Source organism: Novosphingobium sp. (assembly GCF_036803765.1).
In the GTDB taxonomy this organism is placed as follows: domain Bacteria; phylum Pseudomonadota; class Alphaproteobacteria; order Sphingomonadales; family Sphingomonadaceae; genus Novosphingobium.
Genome location: NZ_DAIRTS010000009.1, coordinates 1 through 26,949 on the forward strand (window position 1 = coordinate 1; position 26,949 = coordinate 26,949).

Sequence of the window (26,949 nt, forward strand, 5' to 3'; positions counted from 1 at the left end):
AGGTGGGGTCAATATTGGGCGCCGATAGGGGGTCAGTTTTGCGCGCCGGTTGACAAAGGTCGGACCAGATACCAATTTGGGTCCGGTGGGGCTGACCGGCCACACAACCGGGCCACATACCCACGTCGTGATGCGGCTCAATGGCAAGCCAGTCGACCCCATGCGTTACATCGGCCAGAATGCACCCTCAGCCAGCGCGGCGGCATCGTGGGACAAGGCCTCTGCTTACGCAGCGATCGACAAGGCAGATATGCCATTGGAGCGAAAGCAGCGGGCGAAGGCTGCAATTGATCAGGAATTTGCTCGAAAAGACGCTATCGATGCCCGCGCTGAACGTGAGGCTGACGATGAAGCTAAGCGGGTCGTCATCGAGCTTGGCGATCGTTTCACGTCCTTCAATCAAATCCCACAAAGGGTCCGTGATGCGATGAGCGTCGATGCTCTTTCCGGTCTGATCGAAGCGGCAAAGGCTAAATCCGATGTAGCGACTCATAAAGCTCAGGAGAATGTCGCGCTGAACGCCACGCTTCGCATGTACAATGACCCGGACGGCTTCATGCGCGCTGATGTGCCCAAGGAATATATGGGCAAGGTGTCGCCGAGCGACTTCGCGCGGATCGTCACTGACCAGGCCAAGATGCGCAAGGAGGCCAGTAAGCCGCAACCGTGGGACCCATTCAAAGATACATCAGCGGCGCTGTCGACCTACTTGACGTTTAACCCGATCTCCATGGGGGACGGGGACAAGGCCGCAGCGCTGCAGACCATGAAGGCCCAAGCCGATGCCTTCGTCGCCAAGAACGGCCGGGCCCCGTCGTCGACCGAATGGTACGACATCGCCAAACGCGCGACCCGCACGGTCAAGGTGCCGGATTTGCTCTGGGGAGCTAAAGAAAAGCCGCTGTATCAGGCATCGCCGTCTGATGCGCAGCGCGCGGAGATCGTGCAGACCTTCAAGCAGGTGAACCGCCGCGCGCCGACCGACGACGAGGTGCTCTACTGGTTCCGCCAACAGCAGGCAGGCGCCGCGATTCAGTGACCGCCCAGTACGTCGATCATGACAACCTGACAATCGACACTAACACGATTAAAGACGCGTTCTCGCACTTCAAGCGCGGCATGAAGGGCGTCTATCAGCACTGCCAGAAGAAGCACTTTCACCGCTACGTCGCGAAGTTTGAGTCCCGCTACAACAACTCCGTGGCGCTAGGTTGCAACGATCAGGACTGCAGCGGGATTGCCCTTCGTGGCATCGTCGGCAACCGCCTCACTTATGGGTGGCCTGTTGCGACGAACTGAATAGGGCATGAGTCAGAGTGTTCCCATTCAACTTGAGTCTGAGTATCAGGTGTTTGCGCCGCTAGCGTAGCGCGGCGTTACCAAACTCATTACCCAATCACGAGTTGGTCTGGGCTGTTCAGGGTTGGACGTGGCGCCGATGTCATGCTGGCCAACTAGCCGAGGGGCCAATCACACTGTCGGCCAGAGTGCAGCGATCATCGCACAAGCAGTCTCAATGTTGGCGATGCGCCGCGCCATGTTGACCGCCCCCCGCGCCACTTGGCCTCTCGGAACATCCAGAACGATCGATGTCGGCGCGTGGGGGATGCCGCGATGAGCAAGATAATGCGTGGCGTGAAGGTGGGCGATGGTGGCGAGGTGCCCATTGGCCTCCGCGCGCCTGTTCTCGGCGGCATCTCCCTGCTGTCCAATGGTGCAACGAATGAAAACTTGGCCGACTCGATTGTCACTTCGCGCCTGTGAAAGCGCCAGCGCATCCGGGAACACCGATATTTCCACGCCGTTGATGTTCAGCGTGGCAGGCCGCGCAGGTGCTTCATCGTAGATGGCTTGCCATAGGTCCAGATTGTTGGCGGAGCGCTGAAATTGCAGAATAACATCGATCGATCGCTGAGCATCGTCTCGTACGAGAGGAGTGCAGCCTGGGTCATCACGGCGCTGCTCAAGCGATACAACCGCCTCGGCAATGATCCGCGCCGTCGCGGCACGATTCCGCAAGCATTCCGCAATAGCTCTTTTGGCGTGCTGATACTGGATAATCAGGGGGCGGTTCGGGCCAGGATATTTCGCTTGCCGAAGAATCCCCATCTGCCCTATCGGAGTGGGCGCAACAAGATAGTCAGCGAGTTGCGATGCAGACAGTCTGGCATTGGGCCTAGGAGCGGGAGGTCTAGCCATGGATGAATTCCTTGTCGTGGGGACAACCTCGAGCGGAACAGAAGTTTATGTGTCCGAACTATCGAGCCGAACCTTGGTAGATAACGGAATCAAACCAACTTCATACGGACTGTACTTGTACGAAGCGAGCCCCGAGGCGAACGGCTTGGGGATAAGGGTTCTTGCATCGGTCCCGTGCATGGATGCGGCTTATCGCATGCTGGAATTGCTGAACTTGCGACCGACCGTGGCTTGAGCAGCATGGTTTCGGGCCTTCGACCGTCTTTGGCAAAACATTGATGTGATCTGCCCAGGGTGGCGCGAAAGTGGCAGAAACAGCAATGTTTGACAAATTTCAGGGCCCATGATGCTCGTGGCTAAAGTTGGATTAGACATAATCCATGAAGTAGTTCCACACAAATTCCCTTCCTTTATCGGTTATCTTGAAACCACCGCGAATGTCCTCAGCATATCCCTTATAAATGAAGTTTGACTTGCTGGACCTATGTGACTTGAGGTTGCGGACAATCTGCGAATATTTGGAATCCTTCCGGCTTTCATTAGCAGCCATGTGACCGTCTGAGAGCTTCACGTAGCTGGGTATCGCATCAATCAAAGCGCTGGTAGAAATTTCCCCATTCTGCCGAACCGACATTATCAGTAGCGCGTATTTCCAGAGGTCTTTCGACAGGTCGATTTCGACCGGATCGGCGGCCCTGGGAGCCGCAAGGGGCTGTTCGATACGGGTCTGCGCTGGGATAGCTCTCATGCGCTGTTGCTTGCGCTCTTGCGCTGCGATTTTCTTGACGTTCTCGGCGACGGGAAGGTCCTCCGGCATGATACCGCTAAGTTCCTTCATTGTCTGTCGGACCTTTAACCCAAACTCATAATGCGCGCTACAGGCGTTTTCCTTCCCGACGATGTTCTTGCTGCGTAGCTTCTCTTCGGTCTGCGTGATGCGAAAGAGATTTGCAGCCAATTCGGTGCTGCCCATGTGGTCGAGCACGTTGGCTTTGGCGGGTAGATTTTTGTAGTTTTTGATTTCGTCGACGCCACGGCCCCCGTAGAGCCCCTGATAGCCCTTGTTGTGAAACTTGCCGAAGTCTGACCCGGTCGTGACGCCCGCTGCCTTGGCGGCGGTGTTAAGCTTCTTGTTCTCCGCGACTACTTGATTTCGCAGATAGAGCCGCTTGTGGCTTTCGGACAGTTTGTCGAAGTCGATGCCATCGCGATCGGTAAGTTCCTGACGGCGCGTCTGGATGGCGAAATAGGTTTGTGCGAATGCAACCTGTTTCATGGACGAAGAAGCGTTCTGCGCAATTAGGTAGCAAGCATAGCGATCAAGCTGGAAATCTTTCGACGGACGCCCGCCTTTGGGGTTTTTCCCCGTCTGGGGAAAAATCTCTTGGAAGTGATCGCTGGCACGGTGGCCAGCATTTTTGCACGCCAGCCTGGCTCGCTCGACAACCTGCTCGAACTTATCCCATTTTTGGTATCCAAGCAGCGACTGTAGTTCGCGAGCAAACCATGTCTTATCGCCATTCGGCGCGTCGTGTCCCGCTTGCTCAAACTGGTCAATCAGCGCATCGATGCTGTTCATTGCGGTCGCGCTTTCAACCAATTCCGTCACTTCGCTGGGATTAGTCTGCGCAACCCGCTGCATGGCCTCGTCAAAGTCGAAATCGAACTTCATCGGGCCGCCCAGTTGACGATTGTCGGTCATGCGATCAGTTCCTTATGAGTGAGACGGTCAGAAAACCGAGACAGCGGCGCATAGAATTGATCGGATCCGTCGGCCTCAACCTCGCCACTTAGGGGGCGATTGAAGGACCTCGTTTGCGCAGCATAGCGAAGCCGGTGCAGCATGAACCAAGCAGTTTTCTGTGTGACGCCAATATCCTTGGCGAGCTGAGTGCTAGCGATGCCTCTCTCGTGGCTGGTAATAAGCCAAACGGCTAGCATCCATTCACGCAGGCCGATCTTGCTGTCCTCGAAGATTGTGCCGACCTTGATCGAGAAGCGCTTGCGGCAGTCACCGCACTTGTGGGTCCGGTGATCCGAAAAGTGATAGACCTTGGTCGATCCGCAATGCGGGCAGAACGCGCCATGCTTCCAGCGGATCGCGGTGAAATGCTCTATAGCGGACTGTTCATCCGGAACCGCCTTCATCACCTCGATGAGGCTGTTGAAACGTTCCTTTTGCGTGGCGATGGGCATTCTCGGAACATGCCAAGAAAATCAGATTGGGTCAATCAGGTATGTAATGCTGAATTTGTCGGTACGACTTTGCCAGACGTATCGCGCCTGACGGACCGGCAAAATTTGCTAACGTGAACCTGAGGCGCGGCGAGATCGTTCAGCATTTTGGCGATTGGGCAATCACCTGACGGGGTACGTTGCACTTCGCCAAAGCGACCCTTTGCAACGCCCGTCTATCCCATTTCTGGGAATAGGCGGCAGTGCTGCAATCCGCCATCGTCGCCTTCGAGCAATGGAAGGAACGATCATGGACCACGACGCCGCTATCGCGATCGGCACTGCTCTGGCGGCCCTGGGCGGGCTGCTGGAACGGAAAGGGATCTGCACTACAACGGAGTTGGCCGAGGTGCTGGGCGAATGCGCTGTGGCAGCGGAAGCGGCTGGACCAGACCGTGCCGGTAGAGCGCGCTATTTGGGCGCTTGGGCCTACATGGTCCATGTGGCCGGCGATGGCGGCGAGATAGACTGACGCGTGCCCCGCCTAGTTCCGCCAGGTCTGCTTAAGCTCCTCATCGAACCATTGTTCAGCATTCTCCGGCGGCCCCATTACGGAACGGAAGCTGAGATAGTGACCGTATCTTCGCTGCTCCAGCCAACTCCGTAACGAGCTGAAGGACGGCATGCGAGCCTGGCCCGGCTGGACGCCAACCTCATCGACCCATTTGCTCACCAGACGGTAGATTGCCTTTTCGCACTCGCTCTTTTTCAGAAGCGCCCCGTTTATCTGGTCATTGCCCAAATGCTCTGGCGTCCGCTGCGACTGGTCAAGCCAGCGGTGCGTGTTTGGATGTTGGCTTCGCTCACGCGCACGCGACGTGTTCGGATCTAACGCCCAATATCGGGGGAAGCCTTTCGGGTCCTTATCGTGCGCAGAATACGGCACAAATCGGCCCAGCGGAAAACAATCATTGAGCTAAAGCATGCCAATGGCCCGCGGGAGCGGGGGCATACCTTCTCGAAAATGCGCCGAGCAGAATATTGCTACCATATTGGTGCAATATTACTAGTGGCCGACAAACGCTGTCCCGCATAAAATATGAATTCTCGAGAAGAATCAGGGGAACCTTATGAAGCGGATTTTGATTGCTGTAGCGGTAACTTTAATTGCCGGACCAGCTCTCGCGCAAGGCACGCATTCCGTCCGTGGTTACGTGCGCCGTGACGGGACATATGTTGCTCCTCACGTACAAACCAACCCCAACAATACCCGCCTCGACAATTGGTCTACTAGGGGCAACGTGAACCCATACACTGGTGTTGCTGGGACGAAGGACCCTTATCCCGCGCCAAAGCCGCCCTCAAGCAATCCGAAGAATTGAGATGCGGACAGCATTTGTTGCGATGGCGCTGTCGGCTGTCATTTTCACGGCGAATGCTAGTGCGCGGAGTGCGCTATCAGACGCTCAAATTAAGCAACGTATTATCCGCGAGTCGATCGCATCATATCCCGGCAATTGCCCGTGCCCGTATAATTCGGCACGCAATGGATCTTCATGCGGACGGCGAAGCGCTTGGAGCCGGGCTGGTGGTTATGCCCCGATGTGTTATCCGGCAGACGTGAGCAATACAGATGTGGCGCGCTGGCGCGCTAGCCACTGAACGCGGGCGGGCGCTAGGCCCGCCCGCTACTATCATGCCGGTTTCGCACCAGGCGTTCCGCACTTTGCGAATTGCCCCTTCGCATTACGGCAACGGACGGGAGCCGGCTTAACTTCGGGGCACTTGATAAACTTGCCCTTCGTATCGCGACACGGCGCTTTGGCTTCTGCGCCGACGGAGGTGACGGTCAGTGAGATCATTGCGAAAGCCGCAAAAACAGTCTTGCCCAGCATACCTAACTCCACCTTAGCCTTGTTGGCGGGCGAAGCGGTAACGCGAAATCACATGTCTGTTAAGTCCAGCCATGCTGGTTGAGAAATGGCGAGGCTATCTGGCGCGCTCCCCCCGATCGGCTTCAGCCTTGGTAAAACGGCCGGAGTTAGCCGCACTTAATGACGCAAGTGTCTGGTGGAAGCGCAGCCCCAGAGTATTGCAATGGCGCTGCGGGTCTAGACCAGCAGCGCCTTCATTCTATCTGTCGTTTTGCCTTCTCGGGCAATTTCGTCGCGCGGTTCCATGTGTGTGCTCGCGGTAAGCCTTTATCCGAGCATCCCAAGCGGCGCTCTGGGCGTCTGCGCCGTCGGGTGAGCCCACGAAGATAGCAATTGTCCCGTCCGGCTCGATCTCGACACGCGCAATCTTTAATCCTGCACGTGCGGCTCCGGAAACGGCGCGCTTGACGTCTACTTCCCGAAAGCGCGCCCGTTTTGTCATGCCAAGGTAACCCGGTAATCTTGAGGTTCCCGCATCCACGCGGCCACCTCCGACTCTCGCCAGGCGACTGCGTTGGGGCCAAGCCTTACTCGTGCCGGGAAATGGCCAGCCTTCTCCTTCCGGCGCAACGTCGCTTCGGACAGGCCCGTGAGTTTGGTAAGGTCCGCTAGGCGAATGAAGCAGTCTAGGGTCATGCTGCAGGCTCCGGTTTGATCAGGTCAGCAAGATCCGCCAGTGTCTGCCGGACCTCGCGAGCATCCCACGCGCTCGTGGCATCGACAGCATGCTCGACCTTGAGCAACTGCTCCAGTTTTGTCTTTAGGGCTGCAAGGTTTGGCGCCGGCGTGTCAAGCATCCTACGCCACGCATCAGCCTCGACATCGCACACCTCTTTTGGAGCATCATCGGCGCCACTCCAGTTGTCGACCCTTTGGCGAGCGAGGCGCCAGGCTGCAAAGTTCCGTTGCCATTGCTGCTGTTTGGTGGCCGGGTCTTGGGTTTGCAGGCGGCGAAAGTCGCCCATGATGTGCGCCCACCAAGCTTCGGGCCACTCAGCGCAATCAGCCCAGCGCTCGCGCGTGTATTCGAGCTTCCATACCGCCGCCGCTAGATCAGGCGCAGCAGCCGCAATGATCGCATCATCTGCTTTGCAGCGAGCGTCGACCAGCCTTTCCATTTCGGCATTTACGTTGGCCGGAATCTTGGATCCTCCAAGCTCCATGGCTTCGTAGGCAGGCATCCAGATGATCCGGTCGTAAGCCTCTTGCTCAGCGCGGACGGCCTCGAAAGCTTGCCACGCGTCGGCCCATGCAATCTGTTCCGCGGTCGACATTATGCGTCTCCCAGCAGGCGGCGATAATCCGCTACGGTCTGACGGATGTAATCGGCTGAATAGGATTCGGTCCAAGGACCGTTAATCCCGCCATCAAGAATGCGGTCCAGCTTCCATTGCAACGCAATGCGATCGGGGGCCGGCGTATCGAGCAGCGCGATTTCAGCATCGCTGAACGTCTCGACCAAGGCCTCTAGCTCGTCGTTGGCCTGTGCCCAGGCCGCGCTCGAGCGATCCATGGCATCGATCGCATCCGACTTCGTACGCCATTCGAAATCGGCGAGCTGCACCCGCCTGAGCGCGGCATCCCAAGCTAAACGATAATCGGTGGCGGGCGCCGGAGAGGGAATTACGGTCGCGAGCACAACCCCGGCAGTGCTTGATAGAAACTCCCGGCGGTTTGCCGTAAGCGCATAGTCAGCCATGACGATCTCCCAATGATCGATTGCGGTTAGAGCCGGGGGGAAGGTGCAACTTCCTCTCGGCTCGAAACTGTGCTATCACGCTTTGCATGAGCAGTCAAGAAACCGTGATAGCAAAGAAGAGAAGGGGACCCGCGCCGACTGGCAAGGGTGTTCAAGTCGTTGTGAGAATGCAGCCAGAGCAGCTCGCCCAGCTTGACGAATGGGCAGCAGCGCAGGAGGATCAGCCATCAAGGCCGGAGGCGGTCAGGCGCCTGGTCCAAACCGCATTGAGCTCATTTAAAATGTAGGGGGCGGAGGATGGGTGCAAAGCGTGGCGCAATGATCGGTGCAGGCTTGGGCCTGGCCATCGCTTGCTTGGCCGAGATTGTCATCGCGTATGCCTCCCGGCGAACTGGGTCTCCGTTCGCCATTAACCTACCGTTTGCGCTCTCCATCGTTCTGCCCTTTGCGGCGCTGGGTTTTATCGTGGCGCGTGTACGACGACGGAGAATATAGCCTCTCGGCAAACAGCTTCGACGCCGCTGCCCTCCGGCCTTTGTTTCCTTTCCCCGCCGCGCCGCAAGGCGTGATCCTGATTACACCATTGTAACAGGAGTCTGCGATGCCCCGAATCGATAAGCGCAAAGCCGTTCGTCGCCACGATAACTGCCCGATCGGGTTGGGATATCAGCCCCGTCAACAAAAGTTCGCCGAAAGCGAGGATATGGTCAGTCGTCACCATATGGTGACGCATGAGACCGCCTGTCGGTGCCAGTCGTAGCGATATCGCTACACGTCATCGGCAGTCGTATGGATATCCATACACGTGAACTTTTCGGATTGTTCCACCAGCCTGGAATGATGACCGGCTTTTCAGTCATTGGCATCTGCTCACAGCGCTGCCGGGCGGCGCGAACTGCCGTGATGTCGCTATGAGCCAAGCCGATTCCGCGCTCTGTCGCATGTCGCATTCATGTTGCGCGGAATGGCCGGAGCGGGCGGAAAAGCGCGGTATTAAGGGGATCTTGGCGGGGAAGCCCAGCAGGCGCCATCCATCTATCAAGCGGCAAAATATACAGCGATTTGAGATGGTTGCTTGGATGCCCCGCGAGGATTCGAACCTCGATAGACGGAATCAGAATCCGTAGTCTTACCATTAGACGACGGGGCATCGGGAGGCGCCCCTCTAGTGGGGGGCGTTTGGGCCGTCAACCCACTTTTTTCGCGCGGCTTGCCGGGCGGGCGGCATGACGCTACGGTGACGGCCAAGTACCTATCCGGCGGCAAGGCCGGCAGGAAAACATAAGCGAATTGAGAATATGGCGGACCCCAATCCGCCGGCCAAGGGGCGAGGGCCGCGATCCGGCGGACGGCACAGGCAGCGCAGGCGATCGGCCGGTGCGCCGCCCGGCGCCGATGGAACGCAGTCGCCCGCACCGTCAGCCGGCACATCCTCTTCCCGGACGCACTCTTCCCTGACACAGGGCGCCCCATCGCGCAGCGCCCGTTCGGCCGCATCGCCGCGCGGCGAAGGCCGCAGCACGCAGGGCGCGCCGGGCGTCGCGACCCCCTCTCCCGTTCCCGCAGTGGACAGCGGCCTTGATAATGGTGCGTACGGTGGCGCCCACGGTGGCATTGCGCCCGGCCTCGATCCAGTGGACATCGCCGACGTCTTTTCCCCCGGCTCGGCCGCAGAGTGCAGCGGGCGGGGCATGTGGCAGCGGCCGGTGCCGTTCCACCGCCAGGCCTATGCCGCGATCGACCTCGGCACCAACAACTGCCGTCTGCTGATCGCGCGGCCGTCGGGCGCGCATTTCGTGGTGATCGACGCGTTCAGTCGCGTGGTGCGGCTGGGCGAGGGGCTGGCGCAGTCCGGCCGCCTGTCCGACGCGGCGATGGACCGAGCGCTCGCGGCGCTGCATGTCTGTGCCGAGAAGCTTAAGAAGCGCAACGTCCACCTCGCGCGCTCGGTCGCGACCGAGGCTTGCCGCCGCGCCAGCAACGGCGCCGAGTTCATCGAGCGGGTTTATCGCGAAACCGGCATCCGCCTGAATATAATCACCGCGCAGGAAGAGGCGCGCCTCGCCGTGCTGGGCTGCCACATCCTGCTCGAGCGGGGCGATGGGCCGGCGATGATCTTCGACATCGGCGGTGGCTCGACCGAGATGGTGCTGGTCGATCCCGCCGATCCGGTGCCGCGCATCCTCGATTGGCAGAGCGTGCCGTGGGGCGTCGTCTCGCTGACCGAAGGCGTCGGCCCGATCGCCGACAGTCCCGAGGCGCGCGCCGCCGGCTATGCCGAGATGCGCGCCCGTGTCGCGCGCGGCTTTGCCCCGTTCGTGGCGCGCATCGCCGAAATCCGCGCGCGCGCGATCGAGCAGGGGGCGATCCGCCTGCTCGGTACCAGCGGCACGGTGACGACGCTCGCCAGCCTGCATCTCGGCCTGCCGCAATACGACCGGCGCGCGGTCGACGGCCTGATCGTGCCCACGGCCGACATGCGCGCGATCAGCCAGCGGCTCGCGCATCTGTCGCCGGCGGAGCGCGTCGGCGTGCCCTGCATCGGGCGCGAGCGCTCGGACCTCGTCGTGGCGGGCTGCGCCATCCTCGAGACGATCTTCGACATCTGGCCCGCCGACCGGCTGGGCATCGCCGATCGCGGCATTCGCGAAGGCATCCTGCGCAGCCTCATGGCGACGGGCGGCGATGCCGTGCGCAGCCGCGAGGCCTTGCGCCAGCTAAACAGTGGAAACTCCCGATGAGCCGATCCGGCAAAGACCCGCACGAGCGGCTGAAGACCGCCAAGAAGCGCACCGCCTCCTCAGCACGCTGGCTTTCGCGGCAGATCAACGACCCTTACGTCAAGCAGGCGCGGGCCGAGGGCTGGCGCAGCCGCGCCGCCTTCAAGCTGATCGAGCTGGACGAGAAGTTCACCCTGCTGCGCGGCGCCCAGCGCGTCGTCGACCTCGGCATCGCGCCGGGCGGCTGGAGCCAGGTGGTGCGCAAGAAGGCCCCGTCCGCGCGCGTGGTCGGCATCGATCTCCTGCCCACCGAGCCCATCGAGGGCGTGACGATCTTCGAGATGGACTTCATGTCCGACGAAGCGCCCGCCGCGCTCGAGGGAGCGCTCGACGGGCCGCCCGACCTCGTCCTGTCGGACATGGCGGCCAACACCGTCGGCCACAAGCAGACCGACCACCTGCGCACGATGGGCCTGGTCGAGACCGCGGTGGATTTCGCCATCACCACGCTCGCCCCGGGCGGCGCCTTCGTCGCCAAGGTCTTTGCCGGCGGCACGGACAAGGAACTGCTGACGATCCTCAAGCGCAACTTCACCACGGTGAAGCACGCCAAGCCGCCGGCCAGCCGCAAGGATTCCTCCGAATGGTACGTGATCGCCCAAGGCTTTAAGGGACGGGCCATGCCCGAGGCATAAGCATTCGGAAAACCCTTGCAGAGGGGGCGGCTCTCGTCTAACCGCCCTTCTCCCACCCGTGGCCCCAACCGGCCACGCGACGAGAGGCCCGATGGCGGAGTGGTGACGCACCGGACTGCAAATCCGTTTACGCCGGTTCGATTCCGGCTCGGGCCTCCACCTACCCTTCCAGCACAGTCCAGATTCGTCCAGAAAATGGCTGTTTTTCAAGGGTTTTGTGTGGTATAAAATCCCTGCCGGTCCGGCTTGATCCGGGGGCATACCAACAAAAAGTGGGTATATTTGTTGGTATCCCTGGGGGCCTCCGGAAGGAGATACCAACAAATGGCCCTGTCCGCTGTAGCCGTTAAAAACGCCAAGCCCGCCGAGAAGTCCTACAAACTGAGCGACGGCGGGGGCCTGTTCCTGCTCATTTCACCCGCCGGTCATCGCTACTGGCGGATGGCCTACCGATTTGACGGCAAGCAAAAGACGCTCGCCTTTGGTGTATATCCCGAGGTTAGCCTCGCCGACGCACGCGAGCGTCGCGATGAAGCCCGGCGGCTTCTTGCCAAGGGAACCGACCCCGCACAGCAGGCCCGGCTCGACAAGATCGCCGCTAGCATTGCAGCCGCTTGCACCTTCGGGGCGGTTGCCGATGAATGGCTGGAGAAGTCCGCAAAGGACGGCATATCCGAGGTCACGCTCAAGAAGAACCGATGGCTGATCAACCAGATTCGCCCGTCGCTCGCGAAGCGACCGATTGCGGACATCGCAGCGCCAGAACTACTGCTGGCGCTGCGGAAGATCGAAGCCAAGGGGCGTTATGACACGGCGCAGCGGCTAAGAGGCACCTGCGGCCAGATTTTCCGCTACGCGATTGCAACGTCGCGCGCCGAACGTGACGTGTCGGCGGATCTGCGTGGCGCGCTTGTCCTCCACAAGGTTACGCACCGGGCGGCTGTCCTCAAGCCAGATGCCGTTGGCGCGTTGCTCCGCGCGGTTGAGGCATTCGACGGCCATGTGCTCACCAGGACCGCGCTTCGGCTCCTGCCCCACGTCTTCGTTCGGCCCGGAGAATTGCGGTTCGCGGAATGGAGCGAGTTCGATTTCGATGCTGCCGTGTGGACGATCCCGGCTCACAAAACGAAGATGCGGAAGATCCATTCTGTCCCGTTGTCGCGCCAAGCACTTGCGATCATCGAGTCACTTGAGACCGACGTCGAGTTCAGCCCCTACCTGTTCCCTTCACTGCGCTCGGGAACGAGGCCGATGTCGGAAAATACGATCAACGCTGCTCTGCGCCGCCTTGGCTATGCCAAGGACGAGATGACGGGGCATGGCTTTCGGGCAATGGCCAGCACCTTGCTCAACGAGATGGGGCAATGGAATCCCGATGCCATCGAGCGTCAACTCGCACATGCCGAGAGCAATGCGGTGAGGCGTGCCTACACCCGTGGCGAGTATTGGGATGAACGCGTGCGCATGATGCAGCACTGGTCAGACTATCTCGATCAGCTTCGGGATGGCGCAAAGATACTTCATCCGGCCTTCCGGCGTGGCAAGCAGACATCGCGCTAGACGCCGGTCAGCGCTTTCAGACTCTTATATGGAATGAGCGTGGTGCGACCGACCTTTACGGTCTCGAGGTCGCCCGACTGGATCAATTCGTAGAGGCGGGATCGACTTATACCCGTGAGTTGCACGGCGGTGGATATCCGCACGGTCAGCGGCTCGATTGCGCTCGATCGAACGCGAGAGCTTTCAGCGGCGGACGATTCTGACTTCGTCATGACTAGCCTACCGATGACGCGGTCGAGTGATCGCGGTGCGAGACCGCGCTGAATACGTGCTCGGAAGAGTGACCGCGCCCGCGGGTTCTTGGTCTTTTCATATCGCCTCGAAGATTATGAGGCTCGCAACGGACAGTCAGGAAGCCATAATATACTGGCGGAGACGCTCGCTTCCGATCCACCACATAATCCTCATGTGCGGCACTGAGATTCCGCATTTCAGGAGTCCGTCCACCAGCTCGGCCGCAGTTCCCCGGTCACGGACTTGATCGCCGCCTCGGCGATCAGATCGACACACGCACGTTCCAGCGCGCGTAGATCGGTATGCAGCAGCGTGTGGGGCACGGACATTCTTTGCGTGATGAACAGAATCGGTAGCACGATATGGCCGGCCGACAGGCCCAGCCGGATCGTAGCGTTAAGGTGGTCATCGAGTTTGGTGCCCGGATTGCCAGCCTCTATCTCGCGCAGCCACCGCGAACTGACGCCCATCTCGTCGGCGAGTTCTCCCTGCTTGATCCCGCGCCGACGGCGCTCATCGCGAATCCGCTCGCCCGAAGCTTTTTTCACCGAACGCAGGCCCGAGAGGTCGGCTTCGGCAAGGCGCTGCGATCGTACCATCTCGATCTCCCAGCTGATGAAAGCACGTCGCCATTAGGGACGTGCCGACAGCGTATCGAACTGGGTGGAGAGGCAGCAATTGTAGATGCTGCACAATTCGCAATAAGTGAAGTTCCGAATGTATCTATAAATGCAGATCTAGCGCGGGATATGAACCTAAATCCATTGGCGTAGATATAATGCGTGAAAGCGGGCATTCGGATTCAAAATGCCGATTATCTGAATTTAATCCTGAACAGAGTCGAATCAACCATTTCGGATTGATTTCGCATCAAAGTAGTTATTTCCGAACGATCGGCAGATCATTTCCTGTTGCTGTTGCATGGCCGCCGATTGCCTTTCATGCACTGGGCGATCTCGGAAGGCCGGGCAGAATCGCCAGCCATTCGTAATCGCATCTTCAAATTAGCCGGCGCCCACGGCGCCGAACGGGGAGTCATGTATGACGAAGCCGATTATCGGCGCGATCGCTGCTGCCTTGGTGTGCCTTACAGGCTCACCGGGCATGGCGCACACGCTCACCAGTAGCGCAGGGGCCGAACCGAGCATCATCAGGGAGACGGCGGCGGGGTTTGCGATCTGCACCTGCGCTTCGACCTGTTCCGCGCAAACCGCAAAGCGGCCGGCTCCTGTCCGGATTGGCGCCAATGTCCTCCTCGATCTGGCCGTGATCAAGGTTGACCGCTTCAACGACAAGGACACGCGCCATGCGAAATAGCCGCATCGTCAATCTGTGTGCGGCGCTCGCGCTTGGCGCGGCACTTCCCGCTCTCGCTCAGGCGCAATCGGAGCCGTCGTTCAACAAGGCTGCGGAAGAAGCGCAGGCGCAGCTCCAGCAGACCTTCACCAACCTCCAGTTCGAGGATTTCGGGCCGTCTCCGGTGAAGGGGCCGATCTACCAGGCGAGCGCGGGCGGACGGATCGTCTATTATGCCCCGGACAGCGAGCATATCCTGTTCGCGGCCGTTTATGACCGCAACGGCCTCAACGTCACCGCGCTGGCGCAGGACGCCGCTGCCCGGCGCAAGCTCTCAGGCATCGATACCAGTAAGGCGCTCGCACTCGGCCCCGTCGATGCGCCGACCGTCATCGAGTTCACCGATCCCGATTGCCCGTATTGCCGCGCGCTCGACCGCTTCTGGGCCGCGAAAGAAGCGGAGGGCAGACCTGTCCGCCGTCTGATCTTCTTCGTCTCGGGCATCCACCCCGAAGCTGCGGCAAAGGCCGAGCATATTCATTGCTCGCCCGACAAGGCGCAGGCCTTCAAGGCGATCTACGCCGGAGCGGCGCCTGCCGATCTGCGCAAATGCGCGACCGGTGCAGCCAGGGTCAAGGCCGATGCCGAGGTCGTTAGCAAGATCGGGGTCAGCGGCACCCCGACCATTATCGCCGATGGAAAGCTGATCTCCGGGTTCCAGCAGGCCGAGCTCGAAGAGTTTCTGAGTGCGAAGGCCAAGGCGCAAACCGATGCGCCGCGCTGACAATCCTCCAACCCAATTCTTGGCGGTCGCCTGCGGCAGCGCGCTTCGGCGCGTCGCCCGGCGGACCGGAATGCCGGCGGCCATGGCCCAATCGGGCCGTCCAGTCATGCCGCCGGCCGACAGCGATCACGATCGATGCCGGCAGGCAGTGACCCGGACGGCCCATAGTGCACGGAGCAAGTCCATGATCAGAAAGATCGGCAACCGGGTCGTCTCGGTCGCCAATGTCGGCATCCCTTTGGCTGCCTTCGCCCTTGTCAGCGGTGGCGCCCACGCGTTCACCGCCCCGACGACCGGCGACCTTGGCTACGACATCTACGACATCGTCGTGAACAAGGGCGTGAAGGGACCGCTGGGGTTCGTCGGCGGCGTCGCGGCCTTCCTCTTCGGCGTGTCGCGGCTGTTCTCCAACGTCATGGTGGGCATCCCCACCATCGTCGCGGCCGTCTGCCTCATCAAGTCCGACACCATCCTCCAGACCTTTGGAATGGTCATCTGAGCCCCCCGTCCGCGCGCGCCGGAACGGGCGCGCGCGGACACCCCCGGACCTGGGCGCGCAGGCGCCCCGGTAAGCCATCCAGATAGTCAACCGGCTTCTCTGGACGGTCCTGAAGCAAGAGGAGAAGGCTCGTGGACGAGCGACTACCCCAATATCTGCACAAGCCGGTCCAGATCCTGTGGTTTGGCTCGGACGAGTTCGTGCTGGTGATCACGGTCATCTTCGTCGCGGTCATCGTCGGCGGGATGCTCGGTTGGGCGCTCATCGCGGGTCTTCTCCTTTTCGTGCCCTGGCTGCGCACCAAGCCGCGCGGGTTCATCCCGCACCTGGCCTGGCGCTGGGGCCTTGTCGCGTTCCGCAACTATCCGGGTCCGACGCAGACCCGCTTTTTCGAGTGAGGCCCGCGATGTTCCGACGATCCTCCCGCAGGACCGACGATCTCCTGGCCGGCAAGCCAGCGAGCTACGGTATCCATCGCTACCTGCAAGGGTCGAGCAACCTGTTCGAGGAGAACCGGCTGCTCAAGGTCGCGGTCGCCGGCCTGTTCGGCATCACCGCGGTGCTCGGCACTCTGATCTACACGTCGAACCAGAACACGCGTACGGTGGTCGTGCCCTTCGGCGCGGGCGGTGATCTCTATGTGACCGGCAGCAAACCGTCCGAGGCCTATCTGCGCACGATCACGCGCAACATCGTATCGCTGTCCGGCACCTATTCCGCCTATTCAGCGGATCGGCAGTTCCAGGAACTGCTGAGCATCACCCATCCATCGGCCTACAACAGCCTGCGCGACAGTCTCAACCGGCTGCTCGACGAGCTGGCCGACAATCCGACGCTATCGATCGCGACCTATATCCGCCCCGATCAGCCGGTGACCTGGACCGATCGCGAAATCCTCGTGCCGGTCGAGAAGGTCCGGGTGATCGGCGGCGTGATCCGCAAGTTCCGGGGCAATCTGCGGATTCGCTTTCGCGTAGACAATGGCCGCTTCTGGCTGATCGCCCTTTCCGAGGAAAATTTCGATGCCAATCCCCGTTAAGCGGTTGCTGGCGCTCGGCCTCGTGCTCGCGCCGCTTCCTGCGGCGGCGCAGACGATCGTCGCGCTGCCCGACCAGACCAGCACGATCCGTCTGTCCAACCGCGACATCAACCATGTCATCTGCGCGGGCGGTGAGATCGAGGACATCAAATTCTCGGCCGAGAAGGCGATCGCCGTCGAGCGCGCCGGTTCGAACGCCTGGATCAAGTTCCTCGTCCGCGAGGTCGATGATGCCGGCGCGGTGACACGCTCGTTCGTGACGGTCCCCTCCGAGTTCTTCATCACCTGCAACGGCGCGGTCTATGCGCTCTATGCCGAGCCGTCGGATATCCCGGCGCAGACGGTGACGCTTCAGGCCGGCGCGACCCAGCGGGCACGCGCCAACGAAGAGCTGCTCGGACCGCTGGTCGAGGAAGAGCGCGCGGTCTCGATCACGCTGTCGATGCTGCAAGACCGTATTCCGGCCAGCTTCACCTCTGTCGCACCCCGCGCGGATCGTCTTCGCCTCGCCAGTCTGGCGGAAGCCGAGATCGACGAGCGGCGGCGCGTCGAGATCGAAGGCTCCGGCCTGTCGGCATCGGAATATCTGGTGACCGCGATCGCCGAGGTCACGCTCGATGAACGTAGCTTCCTCGTGCCCGACCTCGGTGTCAACATCTTCGCGGTCACGCTCGATCGCACCGTCCTCAAACCGGGCGAAGCGGCACGGCTGATCGTCATTCGCCGGGGAGCGGTGCAATGACGCCGGCCGACGAACCCGCCGACACCGGCGCGCCGACCAGCTATAGCGAGCATCTTGCCGCGCAGGCCCGCGCCGACAGGCAAACGCCCGAACGTGGTCCGGCCCTGCTCGACATGCGGGTCCGCTGGGCGTCGTTCAGTTCGCGCCAGCAGCTTCGCCTCAAACAACTGGGCGTCGCCGGCATCGTCGGTCTGCTCGGCGCAGGGCTCTATTTCGCGAGCGGCGACGCGCCGCAGGACACCGGCGCGCCGGCCTCGTCGAAACTCGATATGGGCGCGGGACTGCGCGGCGACAGCCTGGAAGTGAAGCTGCGCGGGGATCTCAAGAAGATTCTCGACGGCCAAGGCCTGCTGGGCGATCGCGTCACCGCGATCGAGGAAGGCCGCATCGGACCGGGCGCCGCAGGCGCGCCGGGCTCCGATCTGCCCCAGGCGCTGCCCGGCGAAGCGCCGGCTTTCCCCGAACCGCCGGATACGAGCGATCTCGATCCGTCGATGACGGCGCCGCCGGCTATTCCCTCTGCGCCTCCTGCGCCGCCGGCCCCGCCGGTCGAGAAGACGGTGGGCGCGATCGGCGCCGCGACCAGTCCGGTCGCGGCCGCCGACGGGGCGGCTGGCGCTAAAAAAAAGACCCGGACGATCTATTTGCCGCCTGGTTTCATGAAGGCGCGGCTGCTGACGGGGATCGACGCGCTGGCGAGCCGGGACGCGACCAGCAACCCGGAGCCGCTGATCGCGCGCGTCCAGGCGCCCGCCGTGCTCCCCAATGACGTCAAGGCGAACCTTGCCGGCTGCTTCGTCATCGGCAACGCGACCGGGAGCCTCGCCAAGGAGCGGGTGGAAATCCAGCTCGTCTCGCTGTCCTGCGTCGACTTCGACGAACGCTCGGTGGTCGATCAGCCAATCAAGGGCTTCTTCGTCGATACCGACGGCAAGAAGGGTCTGTCCGGCAAGGTCGTCACCCGTGCCGGTGCTGCGCTTGCCCGCGCCTTCATCGCCGGCACCATCACCGGCATCGCCGATACCGTCGAAAACACGGTCGGCGATGTCTCGACCTCGGCGCTGGGATCGGTGCGCAGCTTCGATGCGGGCGATGCTGCAAAGGCCGGCATTGCCGGCGGCCTGTCGCGCTCGTCGGAGAAGCTTACCGACTTCTATCTCGACCTAGCCCGCCAGGCCGGCCCGATCGTCGAGGTCGGCGCGGCCAAGGACGTGGTCGTCGTGATCCAGGAGGGCGTGACCCTCGAAATCAAGCCAACCGCGGGCGCGAAGTTCTGATGCGCGCGCGCCCTCACATCCAGGGAGCCAGTCCCATGCCCCAAGCGCAACGCCGGTGCGCCACACGCGCCGCCGCCCTCGTCCTCTTCCTCCCCGCGCTGTCCGCCCTGGGCGGCTGCGCGACGCTCGGCTCAATCATGTCGCCTTATAGCGAGAAATTCTCCTGCAAGAATGACGACCATGGCCAGTGCATCCACCCGGAGAAGGCCTATGCCGACGCGGTGGCAGGCGCGACGTCGAAGTCGGACCCTGCCGTCACCCGCGATAAGGCCATGCTGCGCGAGCGCGGCGGCACGCGGACCGGCGGCCGGAGCCGCAATGATCCCCAAGCCTATGCCGGATACCGGGAGAGCGTCTATCGCGAGCTTCAGGGACTGATCGACCAGCCGGTCACGCCGATGCTGAAGCCCGCACGCACGATCCGCACGCTGATCCTGCCCTATGCCGACCAGCACCGGCCCGACCGGCTCTACATGCAGCGCTATGTGTTCTCGATCCTCGAGCGCCCGCAATGGGTGGTCGGCGACTATCTGGTCGCCCCGCAATCGTCGAGCACGCGCGTGCCGATCCTCGAACAGGTCCGCGAGCGCACCGCCGGCGAAGGCGAGCAGCCATGAGCGCGCTGGTCGATCAGCGCGATGGCATGACGCTGGCGCGGCTGCGCCAGAGCGTCTCGCGCGACAGCTTCTCGGATTTCCTGCCGCTCGTCGCCTGGGTCGAGGAGGAGGAAGCCTTCCTCTGCATCGACGATGGCTGGGGCTATGCCTGGGAGCTGGTCCCCTCGGCTTATATGTTCGCGCATGTCCATGAAGCGCTGCTCGGCCTGCTCAATGTGCATTTTCCCGAAGGGACGGTGCTCCAGCTTCACAGTTTCGCCGATCCGCTCATCGACGATGCGCTCGATGCCTATCTCGACCTCAAGACCCGGCCTGATCCGCTGATCCAGGTCTCTGCGCGGCGGACCTTCGACTATCTTCGTGCCGGAACCGGCGGCCTCAAAGCCCTTCACGGCATTCCGGTCCGCGACTTTCGCACCTTCCTGTCGGTGAAGACGCGCGCGCCGATGGACAGCGATTTGAAGCGCCAGATCGAGGAGCAACTGGCCAAGCTCGGCATCCGCAAGCTCCCGCCGCAGGAACTGGTGTCCTTCTACCGCCGTATCTTCAACGGGGTGTTCGATCATGCGCCAGGCGTTTTCTCGCAAGGCGATGCAACCCGTGCGCTGGCGATCCGCAAGCAGATCATCGACGCCGGTCCGGCTTTTGCATTCGAGGGAGCGGAAGTGTTCCTCGGCGACCAGGTCGCCCGCTGCCTGACGCCCAAGTCGCCGCCGCGCCGGATCACGGCCGAGCGCGCCAATCGCCTGACCGGCGGCATGCGCGGCAGCAGCGAGGACAGCGACCAGATCGGCGGGCCATTCCTGTTCACGCTGAATGTGTTGTTCGACCATTCGGCGTTCGAGATTCACAAGCGCGCGCAGATCCTGTCGGCACAGAAGGCGGCGGGAAGTTTCGCGGTCGAGGTCGGCAAGCAGATCGAGGAGATCGGATGGATCCTCGACGAGATCGGTAACAGCCGTTTCGTCTCGGTGATCCCGACCCTGTGGGTGTTCGGGAGCGACCGCCATCAGGCCCGCGAGATGGCCGCGCGCGCGAAGCGGCTGTGGGAGAGCGAGCCGCTGCCCTGGATGGTGCAGGAGGAAAGCTACCTCAATCCGATCCTGCTCGCGGCCAGCCTGCCGTTTGGCCTCTACCCCGACAAGCGCACGATCCGCATGCTCCAGCGCGACTTTCGCCTGCCGGCACGCGCCGCCGTGCTGATGTCGCCTATCCAGACCGATTTTCGGGGCGGCGGCCGACCGGCGCTGCTCTACACCGGGCGCAAAGGGCAGCTCGTCACGCTCGACCTCTTCGATCCCCGGATCAACAATTACAATTTCGTCGTCTCGGCGGAGTCTGGCGCGGGCAAGAGCTTCCTGCTCAACAATCTGTGCCAGCAATATTTCGCGCAGAACGCACTGATCCGCATCATCGATATCGGCGGCAGCTATAGGAAGCTCTGCACGCTCTGTTCGGGTCGCTATATCGATCTCGGCGAAGAGCATCTCGTGCTCAACCCGTTCGATCTCGGACTCGCCATGGACGGTGATGACCGGGAATCCGCCATCTCGATGGCCGTCGCCATCGTCGCGGAAATGGCAAATGCCGCCACCCGGAAGCCGGTCACCACGTCGGAATGGAACCTGCTGAAGTCGGCGGTGCAATGGGCGATCGACAGCGGCCGCGCCGAAGCCGGCATCGATGCCGTGCGGGAGTGGCTCGGCGCCTATCCCGCGAACACCGCCTCAGACCTCGACCGGGTGGACCATCTCGTGCCCACCGCGCGCGAGCTGGCGTTCAACTTGCGGGATTTCGGGTCGGACGGCGCTTACGGGCACTATTTCAACGGCCCATCGACCTTCGACATTTCGAGCGACGAGTTCGTGGTGCTCGAACTCGAGCGCCTCAAGGCCATGCCCGACCTTTTCAATGTGGTCATCATGGTCGTCGTCAACGCGGTGACGCAGGAACTCTATCTCTCCGCGCGCGACCGTCCGCGCTTCGTCCTGTGCGATGAGGCCGCGCAGTTCATGACCCGCAGCGATGGGCAGGATCTGTCGCGTCTCGCCGAGGCGTTCAGCCAGGGCTATCGCCGGGCGCGCAAATATCGCGGCAGCTTCGGTATCGTGCTGCAATCGATGAACGACCTCATGCTGTTCGGCGGCACCGGCCAGGTCATCCTCGAAAATGCCGCGACGCGGTTCCTGCTCCAGGGCTCGACCTACGACAAGGCCGTCGAGAACAAGATCCTCGACTATTCGGGGTTCGTCCTCGACCTCCTGAAATCGGTCCGCAACAACAAGCCGAACTATTCCGAAGTCTTCATCGACAGCCCGTTGGGTCTCGGAATCGCCCGGCTTGTCGTCGATCCGTTCAGCTACTGGATCAACACGTCGGCGCCGGACGAGGTCGCTGCGTTCGAGGCGCTGGTCCGCAAGGGGCGCTCGCCACTCGAAGCGGTCTGCGAACTCGCCGGGGTCGATCCCGCCGAGATCCTGGCGCCGACCGGTTCGGACGGGAGGCTGTGATGCGAACACGCAAGCCCGACGCCGCCCAGATGACGCTCGAACTGAGCCCGGACGATGAACTCGAACGGATCATCGAGGCGCGCGTCGCCGAGCGGGCCGAGGTTCAGGCGATCCAATGGCGCTTCCGTCTCGTCATCATTGAATCGGTGATGATCGCCTCGCTGGTGCTCGCCGCCGGCATCGCGCTCGACCTGCCGATGTCGAAGACGCTGACCGGCGCGGCCACCGTTGGGATCGGCTGCTTCCTGACCGGCCTGATGCTGATCGGGCTCACGGGCGCCGCAAGCCGCCTTCTCGCAAAGCTCAGGAGGAAATCATGAGGCTGGAGCCGTTCACCTACAAGTCCGACGCACATCTCACCGAGGTTCCGCGCGAGCCGGACGAAAGCCTTCACGACTATCTGGTTCGGGCCAACCGCACCCTGATCCGCCGGGTCAGGATGCTCTCACGAGCGCGCGATGAGTACGAATATATCCAGGCCGGCGAACACGCTCGCTGGCGGATCGACAGGATGCTCCTGACCCTGGCCGGTCCGCTGATCGGCACTGCCGCCTATGTCGGGCTCGCCCGTGCCGGCATCACCGAGATCGCCCGGTTCGAGTTCATCGCCGGGGTCATCGCTTTTGCGGGGCTCACCGGCGGACCGTTCGTGCTGGCCTTCGCAACGCTCGGGCCGAAGGTCACGAACTGGCTCCTCTCGCACCGCTCGCGCTGCGACATGCTTCCCATGCGGAGGCGGCGATGAACGGCATCTTCTCGGCCGCGCCCTGCCAGTCGTCGATCCGTCTACTGGTCGGCACGCATCTGATCCTGCTTGTGCAGGCGTTCCTGCTCATCTGGTCGGGCGCCGACCTCGACGGCACGCGCCCGCTCATCTGGTTGGCGCTGCTGATCGGCACGACCGGGCTGTGCTGCGCCGTCTGGGGCGAGAGCCGCAATCCGCCGCCAAGCTGGAGGGAGCGCCGCCGTGGACGATAACGGATTCCCGCAGGGTTGGCATGTCGTCGCGATCCAGTCGGCGCTGATCAGCGCGATGATCGTCGGCGCCCTGATCCTCGCGGGATCGGCGCGGGCCGAGACCTCGACCATCGGGCGCACCTGGCCGATCGCGGAGCCCGATGCGATGGCCGAGATCGAGGCCGCGGTCGCAAAGCAGCCCGCCACCATCGCCCCGCGCTTCGGTCCGCGCTCGGGTTGGAGCGCGCTCAAGGGCGCCACGCTCGGCATCGCCCAGAAAGACCGGGTGCGCAGCGTCGTTCCCTTCTACACGCTCGATCAGGAAATCCGTTTGCCTGACGGCAAGCTGCTCTATCCCAAGGGCTTCACTTTCAACCCGCTGACCTATGTGTCGCTGCCCCAGCGCCTCGTCATCGTCCATCCGCGCGATCTCGGCTGGGCGCTCAAGACGGCCGCGCTCACCGACTGGATTCTCCTGACCGGCGGCGGCGATAGCCGGGATGACGCCCTCTCGCTCGGCGAGAAGCACGGCCGTGCCCTCTTCATCCTCGAAGAGCGGGTAAAAGAGCGCCTCGGTCTCACCGTTGCCCCCGTCATCGTCCGCCAGGCCGGACAGAAACTCGAACTCACCGAAGTCCGCCTCGAGCGCAAGGGAGGCAGCAAGCCATGACCCGCATCACCTCCGCGCTGCGTGCAGGCGCCGCCGCAATCGTCCTCGCGCTGCTGGCCCCGGCAACACCGGCCCATGCCTCAAAATGCGAGGCCGGCACGATCTTCAATCCCATCACCAAGGTGCGGTGGAACTGCATCTTTCCGATCACCATCGGCGGCGTGCGCGTCGGCAGCTTCGACAAGCTCGACAAGGCGCTCGATGCGCAGTCGGCCTCCAAGCCGCTTTGCGCCTGCCGCAAGGGCGCGACCTTCTGGTTCGGGGTGAAAGTCAGCTTCTGGTCGCCCAATCGCATGGTCGATGTGGTGACCGAACCCGGCTGCATGATGGCGCTCGGCGTCGATCTGCTGCCGACCGGCGGCAAGCTCCAGGGCAGCCAGTCGTCAATCTCGGACGGCACCAACACCACCAAGCTCTTCGCGCAGGCGCATTACTACATCTCGCCGGTCTGGAAGATGCTCGACATGTTCACGGACCTGCCCTGCATCGAGGATGAGGGCTTTGACGTCGCGATGATCACCGAGGTGCTGCCGACCTGGCAGTCGGGCACGCTCGGCGCGATCATCCAGCCCGAGGGCATATTGTTCGGCAACCCCGCAGCCGGCCTTGCCTGCATGGCCGACAGCGCGGCGGCGGCTGCCGGCAAGACGATCGATCCCCTGTTCTGGTGCATGGGAAGCTGGGGTTCGACCTACCCGATCGCCGGCGACATCCATATGGGTGATCGGGTCGAGGCCTGGGCCGGACTTGCCGCGCGCACCACCTTCATGATGGGGCGCCTGGGTTTGCTCACCATCCATTCCGAAGACGGCTGTTCGCTGAAAGCTCAGCCGATCTGGACCAAGAGCCGCTACAAGCTCCAGATCATGGAGCCCGTGAAGGGCGGCAAATGCGTCAATATCGGGCGTCCTGGCGCGCTGTGGACGAGCGGCAAGCACGCCCCCGGCAAAGACAATGCCCAATTCATGCTCTTCGAAAAAGCGATCTGCTGCGCGGGGGTTTCCACCCCATGAGCCGATCGCTTCCCCCACGCTGCGCGCAAACCCCTGAACCGAGCTGGTCCGTCCGCCAAGGACCGCTTGACGATGCGGCCCTGCGCGCGGCGGGAGCGGCGGTGACAGCCCCCTGCGCCGCCGCTCCACCCCCGGTCAGCACGGCCGCCAGTCCCCTGTTGGGTAGTCTCCCCCAGGCCGGACCGGCGGGCTCCCCTCTCACCGCCGCCCCGGTCGCGGCCGTGCTGACCACCTTCGAAGGCCAGGCTGTCTATCGGATACTCTCGCCCGGATCGCCCTCGCTCCGGGCGGGAGACCTGCTTCGCTTCGCCTATGGGTCGCGCGCCGCGCGGGAGCGCCCGCAATGAACGTGCGCGCTCTTGCCTTGATGGCCACCGCGCTTGCGATGCCGATCTCAGCCCATGCCCAGAGCATGGACGAACGCGCGCGTGCCGCCGCGCAGGCCGCGCGCGAGAAGAGCGCCGACAGCGAGGCGATCCAGAAGAATTATGTAACGCCCGGCCTCGCCGGCGAGGCGATCACCACCGTCGACGGGACCAAGAGCTTCAACCCGACGCTCGCCTGCCAGACCACCTCTACGCTGCTCGAAATCCTCGCGCAGCCGGGATCCACGGGCGACATCACCACCCTGCGCATCAGCCGCGACAAGGATCTCAACGGTTCGTTCGACCAGACGCTCACCCTGCCGATGCCGGTGTCGGGTATCTGCGCCAATGGCGTGATCGCCTGCCAGCCCGGCACCTGGAACCAGTGCCGCAGCTATAGATGGGATGTCTCGGCCGCGGGCGAACTGAAGCTGAGCGAAGTCGACCTGACCGCGCTCGCCGGCTGCTATTGCGTCAACAACAGCTGCGGCAGCAATCTGGTCTGGGGCAATATGGCCGCGACGCTGAAGGATATCGGCGGCGGCGTGGTTGGTGCGCTGACCAGCGCCGATCCGCGTATCGGCGTCGCACAGGCGGCGATCGACGGGCCGATCATTCGCTATACCGGCGCGCAGTCGACCGCCTGCGCCGCCAATCCATCGCTCGCCCAGACGGTCTATCGCGCCAATCCCACCCAGATCCAGGGCGATGCCGCATCGCTCGCGGCCGGCAACAGCGTGTTCCAGGCGCTCAAGGGCTCGCCCGCCGGCATGGGCAAGGCGGAACAGATTCGCGCCTGCACGATCCGGCGCGAGGTCAAGCTCGAGGCGGTCACCGCCGACGGCATCATCGCGCGGACTTCGGGCGGCTATGCGACCTATGCCGATACACCGGACACCCGCGCGTTCCTGCTGGGATCGCCGCGCGACGACAGCCTGAGCGGCGGTAGCTGCCGTATCCATGATTTTCGGATGACGCTCGATGTCGGCGATCCCGATCGCCTCGTCTCGGCGCGGCTCTCGCAGATCCTGTTCGACGACTGGGTGCAGGTCCGCGTCGATGGCGTGCTCGTCCACGCCGATCCGGGAGGCTGGACCGGAACCGGACTGCCGCCGGGCAAATGCGAGCGCGGGCGGACCTGGTACGGCACCCCCAATCTCGACCTGAAGCCCTTCCTCACCAAAGGCGCGCACGAGATCTGGGTGCGGGTCGCGGTCGGCGGCGAAGGCGAAGTGTCGGCGCGGATCGATGCCACGCTCGATCTCAGCTGCAATCCCACCGAGAAGCTCGTCGATCTGTGCGCCGGCTATGCCGCCGACGCCAATTGCCAGCTTCATGACGAAACTGTCGATGGTGTCCAGACCTTCCGCAATGGGGTCGGCACCGGCCTGACGCCGCTCCCGCAGACCCGCCTGTTCGAGAGCGGCGCCTGCTCGCTGAGCCTCTCCCGGCCCTGGTTCGAACGTGATCGCCGCTATCGCTGCACGATCGACACCGGCGTCCTGCCGCAGCCCGATCTCAGCCGTGGCGCCTATATCATCGACCATTCGACCGAGACGCTGCTGGCCGACCGGGTGAAGACCAAAGACGGCGGCTATACAGCCTCATCGCGTTCGTTCGCGCTTCCCGACCGTGGTTCGGTCGCCGCCTGCGAGCCGATCTGCAAGACCCGCGCGCCCAGGGCCAATACGGGGGTCGCGCCCGATGGCGTGGTCGGCTCACGCCAGAACGCGCCCACAGGCTGGGACACGTTCTACCATGGCTGCACGCGCAGCAGCGCCGGCGCCGACATCTGCCCGTTGGGCGACGGCGAGGAGTTGGTGTCCGACTGCGGCTGTCTCGACGATTTCCCCGAGGCGATCGTCATGATGCAGACGGTGCGGCTCGGCGGCGCGGACATGATCTGCACCTCGGAGTCCCGCTGATGCGCCGAACCTTCATCCCTCTGATCGCCGGGCTTTTTG

General features: G+C 62.7%; 28 protein-coding genes, 2 tRNA genes and 1 pseudogene. 22 read left to right on the forward strand and 9 right to left on the reverse strand.

The window, feature by feature from the left end; genetic code table 11:
- The first annotated feature begins 85 nt into the window (after positions 1–85).
- Both V7Q48_RS07825 and V7Q48_RS07830 read left to right on the forward strand, forming a co-directional pair.
- A complete protein-coding gene (locus tag V7Q48_RS07825) occupies positions 86–1,039 on the forward strand; it encodes a M23 family metallopeptidase (RefSeq protein WP_333837366.1) in 954 nt (317 codons plus the stop codon).
- A 5-nt stretch (positions 1,040–1,044) separates the two neighbouring features.
- Positions 1,045–1,299, forward strand: a pseudogene (locus tag V7Q48_RS07830) (transposase); the annotation flags it as partial.
- Between the two features lie 171 nt (positions 1,300–1,470).
- Here V7Q48_RS07830 and V7Q48_RS07835 read toward each other — a convergent pair.
- The 3 genes from V7Q48_RS07835 to V7Q48_RS07845 all read right to left on the reverse strand — a co-directional run bounded on the left by V7Q48_RS07835 (position 1,471) and on the right by V7Q48_RS07845 (position 4,395).
- Complete coding sequence (locus V7Q48_RS07835; RefSeq protein ID WP_333837367.1) at positions 1,471–2,199, reverse strand: hypothetical protein; 729 nt, start codon at positions 2,197–2,199, stop codon at positions 1,471–1,473.
- A 367-nt stretch (positions 2,200–2,566) separates the two neighbouring features.
- A complete protein-coding gene (gene dinD, locus V7Q48_RS07840; RefSeq protein ID WP_333837368.1) occupies positions 2,567–3,901 on the reverse strand; it encodes a DNA damage-inducible protein D in 1,335 nt (444 codons plus the stop codon).
- Positions 3,898–4,395, reverse strand: a complete 498-nt coding sequence (locus tag V7Q48_RS07845) for an IS1595 family transposase (protein WP_333837369.1) — start codon at positions 4,393–4,395, stop codon at positions 3,898–3,900. Before V7Q48_RS07845 ends, dinD begins: the two co-directional genes overlap by 4 nt.
- A gap of 289 nt (positions 4,396–4,684) precedes the next feature.
- On the opposite strand from V7Q48_RS07845, the gene V7Q48_RS07850 reads away from it, so the two are divergent.
- Positions 4,685–4,906 (forward strand): hypothetical protein, encoded by a 222-nt coding sequence (locus V7Q48_RS07850; RefSeq protein WP_333837370.1) that lies wholly within the window; start codon positions 4,685–4,687, stop codon positions 4,904–4,906.
- Between the two features lie 1,840 nt (positions 4,907–6,746).
- Here V7Q48_RS07850 and V7Q48_RS07855 read toward each other — a convergent pair.
- The 4 genes from V7Q48_RS07855 to V7Q48_RS07870 form a co-directional block, all read right to left on the reverse strand.
- Complete coding sequence (locus tag V7Q48_RS07855; protein WP_333837371.1) at positions 6,747–6,944, reverse strand: helix-turn-helix transcriptional regulator; 198 nt, start codon at positions 6,942–6,944, stop codon at positions 6,747–6,749.
- A complete protein-coding gene (locus V7Q48_RS07860) occupies positions 6,941–7,582 on the reverse strand; it encodes a hypothetical protein (protein WP_333837372.1) in 642 nt (213 codons plus the stop codon). Before V7Q48_RS07860 ends, V7Q48_RS07855 begins: the two co-directional genes overlap by 4 nt.
- Complete coding sequence (locus tag V7Q48_RS07865) at positions 7,582–8,007, reverse strand: hypothetical protein (RefSeq protein ID WP_333837373.1); 426 nt, start codon at positions 8,005–8,007, stop codon at positions 7,582–7,584. Before V7Q48_RS07865 ends, V7Q48_RS07860 begins: the two co-directional genes overlap by 1 nt.
- Before the next feature lie 1,076 nt (positions 8,008–9,083).
- Positions 9,084–9,157, reverse strand: a tRNA-Gln gene (locus V7Q48_RS07870).
- Positions 9,158–9,698: 541 nt separating this feature from the next.
- Here V7Q48_RS07870 and V7Q48_RS07875 point away from each other — a divergent pair.
- The 4 genes from V7Q48_RS07875 (at position 9,699) to V7Q48_RS07890 (ending at position 12,982) form a co-directional block, all read left to right on the forward strand.
- Entirely contained in the window at positions 9,699–10,748 is a 1,050-nt protein-coding gene (locus tag V7Q48_RS07875; protein ID WP_333837375.1) for a Ppx/GppA phosphatase family protein, read from the forward strand.
- On the forward strand, positions 10,745–11,422 hold the full coding sequence (locus V7Q48_RS07880; RefSeq protein WP_333837377.1) for an RlmE family RNA methyltransferase: 678 nt from the start codon (positions 10,745–10,747) through the stop codon (positions 11,420–11,422). The genes V7Q48_RS07875 and V7Q48_RS07880 overlap by 4 nt, the downstream gene beginning before the upstream one ends.
- Before the next feature lie 85 nt (positions 11,423–11,507).
- A tRNA-Cys gene (locus V7Q48_RS07885) sits at positions 11,508–11,581 on the forward strand.
- A 165-nt stretch (positions 11,582–11,746) separates the two neighbouring features.
- Entirely contained in the window at positions 11,747–12,982 is a 1,236-nt protein-coding gene (locus V7Q48_RS07890; RefSeq protein WP_333837378.1) for a tyrosine-type recombinase/integrase, read from the forward strand.
- Here V7Q48_RS07890 and V7Q48_RS07895 read toward each other — a convergent pair.
- Both V7Q48_RS07895 and V7Q48_RS07900 read right to left on the reverse strand, forming a co-directional pair.
- Positions 12,979–13,194 carry a helix-turn-helix domain-containing protein gene (locus V7Q48_RS07895; RefSeq protein WP_333837379.1) on the reverse strand — a complete coding sequence of 72 codons (216 nt, stop codon included), beginning with the start codon at positions 13,192–13,194 and terminating at the stop codon, positions 12,979–12,981. The two genes, V7Q48_RS07890 and V7Q48_RS07895, sit on opposite strands and share 4 nt — an antisense overlap.
- A gap of 219 nt (positions 13,195–13,413) precedes the next feature.
- A complete protein-coding gene (locus V7Q48_RS07900) occupies positions 13,414–13,815 on the reverse strand; it encodes a helix-turn-helix domain-containing protein (RefSeq protein ID WP_333837380.1) in 402 nt (133 codons plus the stop codon).
- Positions 13,816–14,257: 442 nt separating this feature from the next.
- Between V7Q48_RS07900 and V7Q48_RS07905 the strand changes: the two genes are divergently transcribed.
- From V7Q48_RS07905 to V7Q48_RS07975, 15 genes are all read left to right on the forward strand, one after another.
- Positions 14,258–14,533 carry a hypothetical protein gene (locus V7Q48_RS07905; RefSeq protein ID WP_333837381.1) on the forward strand — a complete coding sequence of 92 codons (276 nt, stop codon included), beginning with the start codon at positions 14,258–14,260 and terminating at the stop codon, positions 14,531–14,533.
- A complete protein-coding gene (locus V7Q48_RS07910) occupies positions 14,523–15,296 on the forward strand; it encodes a DsbC family protein (RefSeq protein ID WP_333837382.1) in 774 nt (257 codons plus the stop codon). Before V7Q48_RS07905 ends, V7Q48_RS07910 begins: the two co-directional genes overlap by 11 nt.
- A gap of 184 nt (positions 15,297–15,480) precedes the next feature.
- Positions 15,481–15,795 carry a hypothetical protein gene (locus V7Q48_RS07915; protein WP_031310237.1) on the forward strand — a complete coding sequence of 105 codons (315 nt, stop codon included), beginning with the start codon at positions 15,481–15,483 and terminating at the stop codon, positions 15,793–15,795.
- 131 nt (positions 15,796–15,926) lie between these two features.
- Positions 15,927–16,193, forward strand: coding sequence for a type IV conjugative transfer system protein TraL (locus V7Q48_RS07920; protein WP_333837384.1), 267 nt, complete (start codon positions 15,927–15,929; stop codon positions 16,191–16,193).
- Positions 16,194–16,201: 8 nt separating this feature from the next.
- The gene (locus tag V7Q48_RS07925; protein ID WP_333837385.1) at positions 16,202–16,834 is read left to right on the forward strand and encodes a TraE/TraK family type IV conjugative transfer system protein; all 633 of its coding nucleotides are present in this window, start codon (positions 16,202–16,204) and stop codon (positions 16,832–16,834) included.
- Positions 16,818–17,576: a type-F conjugative transfer system secretin TraK gene (locus V7Q48_RS07930; RefSeq protein ID WP_333837387.1), complete on the forward strand. Its 759-nt coding sequence runs from the start codon at positions 16,818–16,820 to the stop codon at positions 17,574–17,576. Before V7Q48_RS07925 ends, V7Q48_RS07930 begins: the two co-directional genes overlap by 17 nt.
- Complete coding sequence (locus tag V7Q48_RS07935; protein WP_442947107.1) at positions 17,573–18,853, forward strand: TraB/VirB10 family protein; 1,281 nt, start codon at positions 17,573–17,575, stop codon at positions 18,851–18,853. Before V7Q48_RS07930 ends, V7Q48_RS07935 begins: the two co-directional genes overlap by 4 nt.
- A 35-nt stretch (positions 18,854–18,888) precedes the next feature.
- Positions 18,889–19,470 (forward strand): TraV family lipoprotein, encoded by a 582-nt coding sequence (locus tag V7Q48_RS07940; RefSeq protein WP_333837388.1) that lies wholly within the window; start codon positions 18,889–18,891, stop codon positions 19,468–19,470.
- On the forward strand, positions 19,467–21,980 hold the full coding sequence (locus tag V7Q48_RS07945) for a TraC family protein (RefSeq protein ID WP_333837389.1): 2,514 nt from the start codon (positions 19,467–19,469) through the stop codon (positions 21,978–21,980). The genes V7Q48_RS07940 and V7Q48_RS07945 overlap by 4 nt, the downstream gene beginning before the upstream one ends.
- 29 nt (positions 21,981–22,009) lie before the next feature.
- Entirely contained in the window at positions 22,010–22,300 is a 291-nt protein-coding gene (locus V7Q48_RS07950) for a hypothetical protein (RefSeq protein WP_333837390.1), read from the forward strand.
- Positions 22,297–22,725, forward strand: coding sequence for a hypothetical protein (locus V7Q48_RS07955; RefSeq protein ID WP_333837391.1), 429 nt, complete (start codon positions 22,297–22,299; stop codon positions 22,723–22,725). Before V7Q48_RS07950 ends, V7Q48_RS07955 begins: the two co-directional genes overlap by 4 nt.
- On the forward strand, positions 22,722–22,958 hold the full coding sequence (locus V7Q48_RS07960; protein ID WP_333837392.1) for a hypothetical protein: 237 nt from the start codon (positions 22,722–22,724) through the stop codon (positions 22,956–22,958). The genes V7Q48_RS07955 and V7Q48_RS07960 overlap by 4 nt, the downstream gene beginning before the upstream one ends.
- A 55-nt stretch (positions 22,959–23,013) precedes the next feature.
- Complete coding sequence (locus V7Q48_RS07965) at positions 23,014–23,607, forward strand: conjugal transfer protein TraW (RefSeq protein ID WP_333837512.1); 594 nt, start codon at positions 23,014–23,016, stop codon at positions 23,605–23,607.
- Positions 23,604–24,620 (forward strand): TraU family protein, encoded by a 1,017-nt coding sequence (locus V7Q48_RS07970; RefSeq protein ID WP_333837393.1) that lies wholly within the window; start codon positions 23,604–23,606, stop codon positions 24,618–24,620. Before V7Q48_RS07965 ends, V7Q48_RS07970 begins: the two co-directional genes overlap by 4 nt.
- 343 nt (positions 24,621–24,963) lie before the next feature.
- Positions 24,964–26,910, forward strand: a complete 1,947-nt coding sequence (locus tag V7Q48_RS07975; protein WP_333837394.1) for a hypothetical protein — start codon at positions 24,964–24,966, stop codon at positions 26,908–26,910.
- The last annotated feature ends 39 nt before the right edge of the window (positions 26,911–26,949 follow it).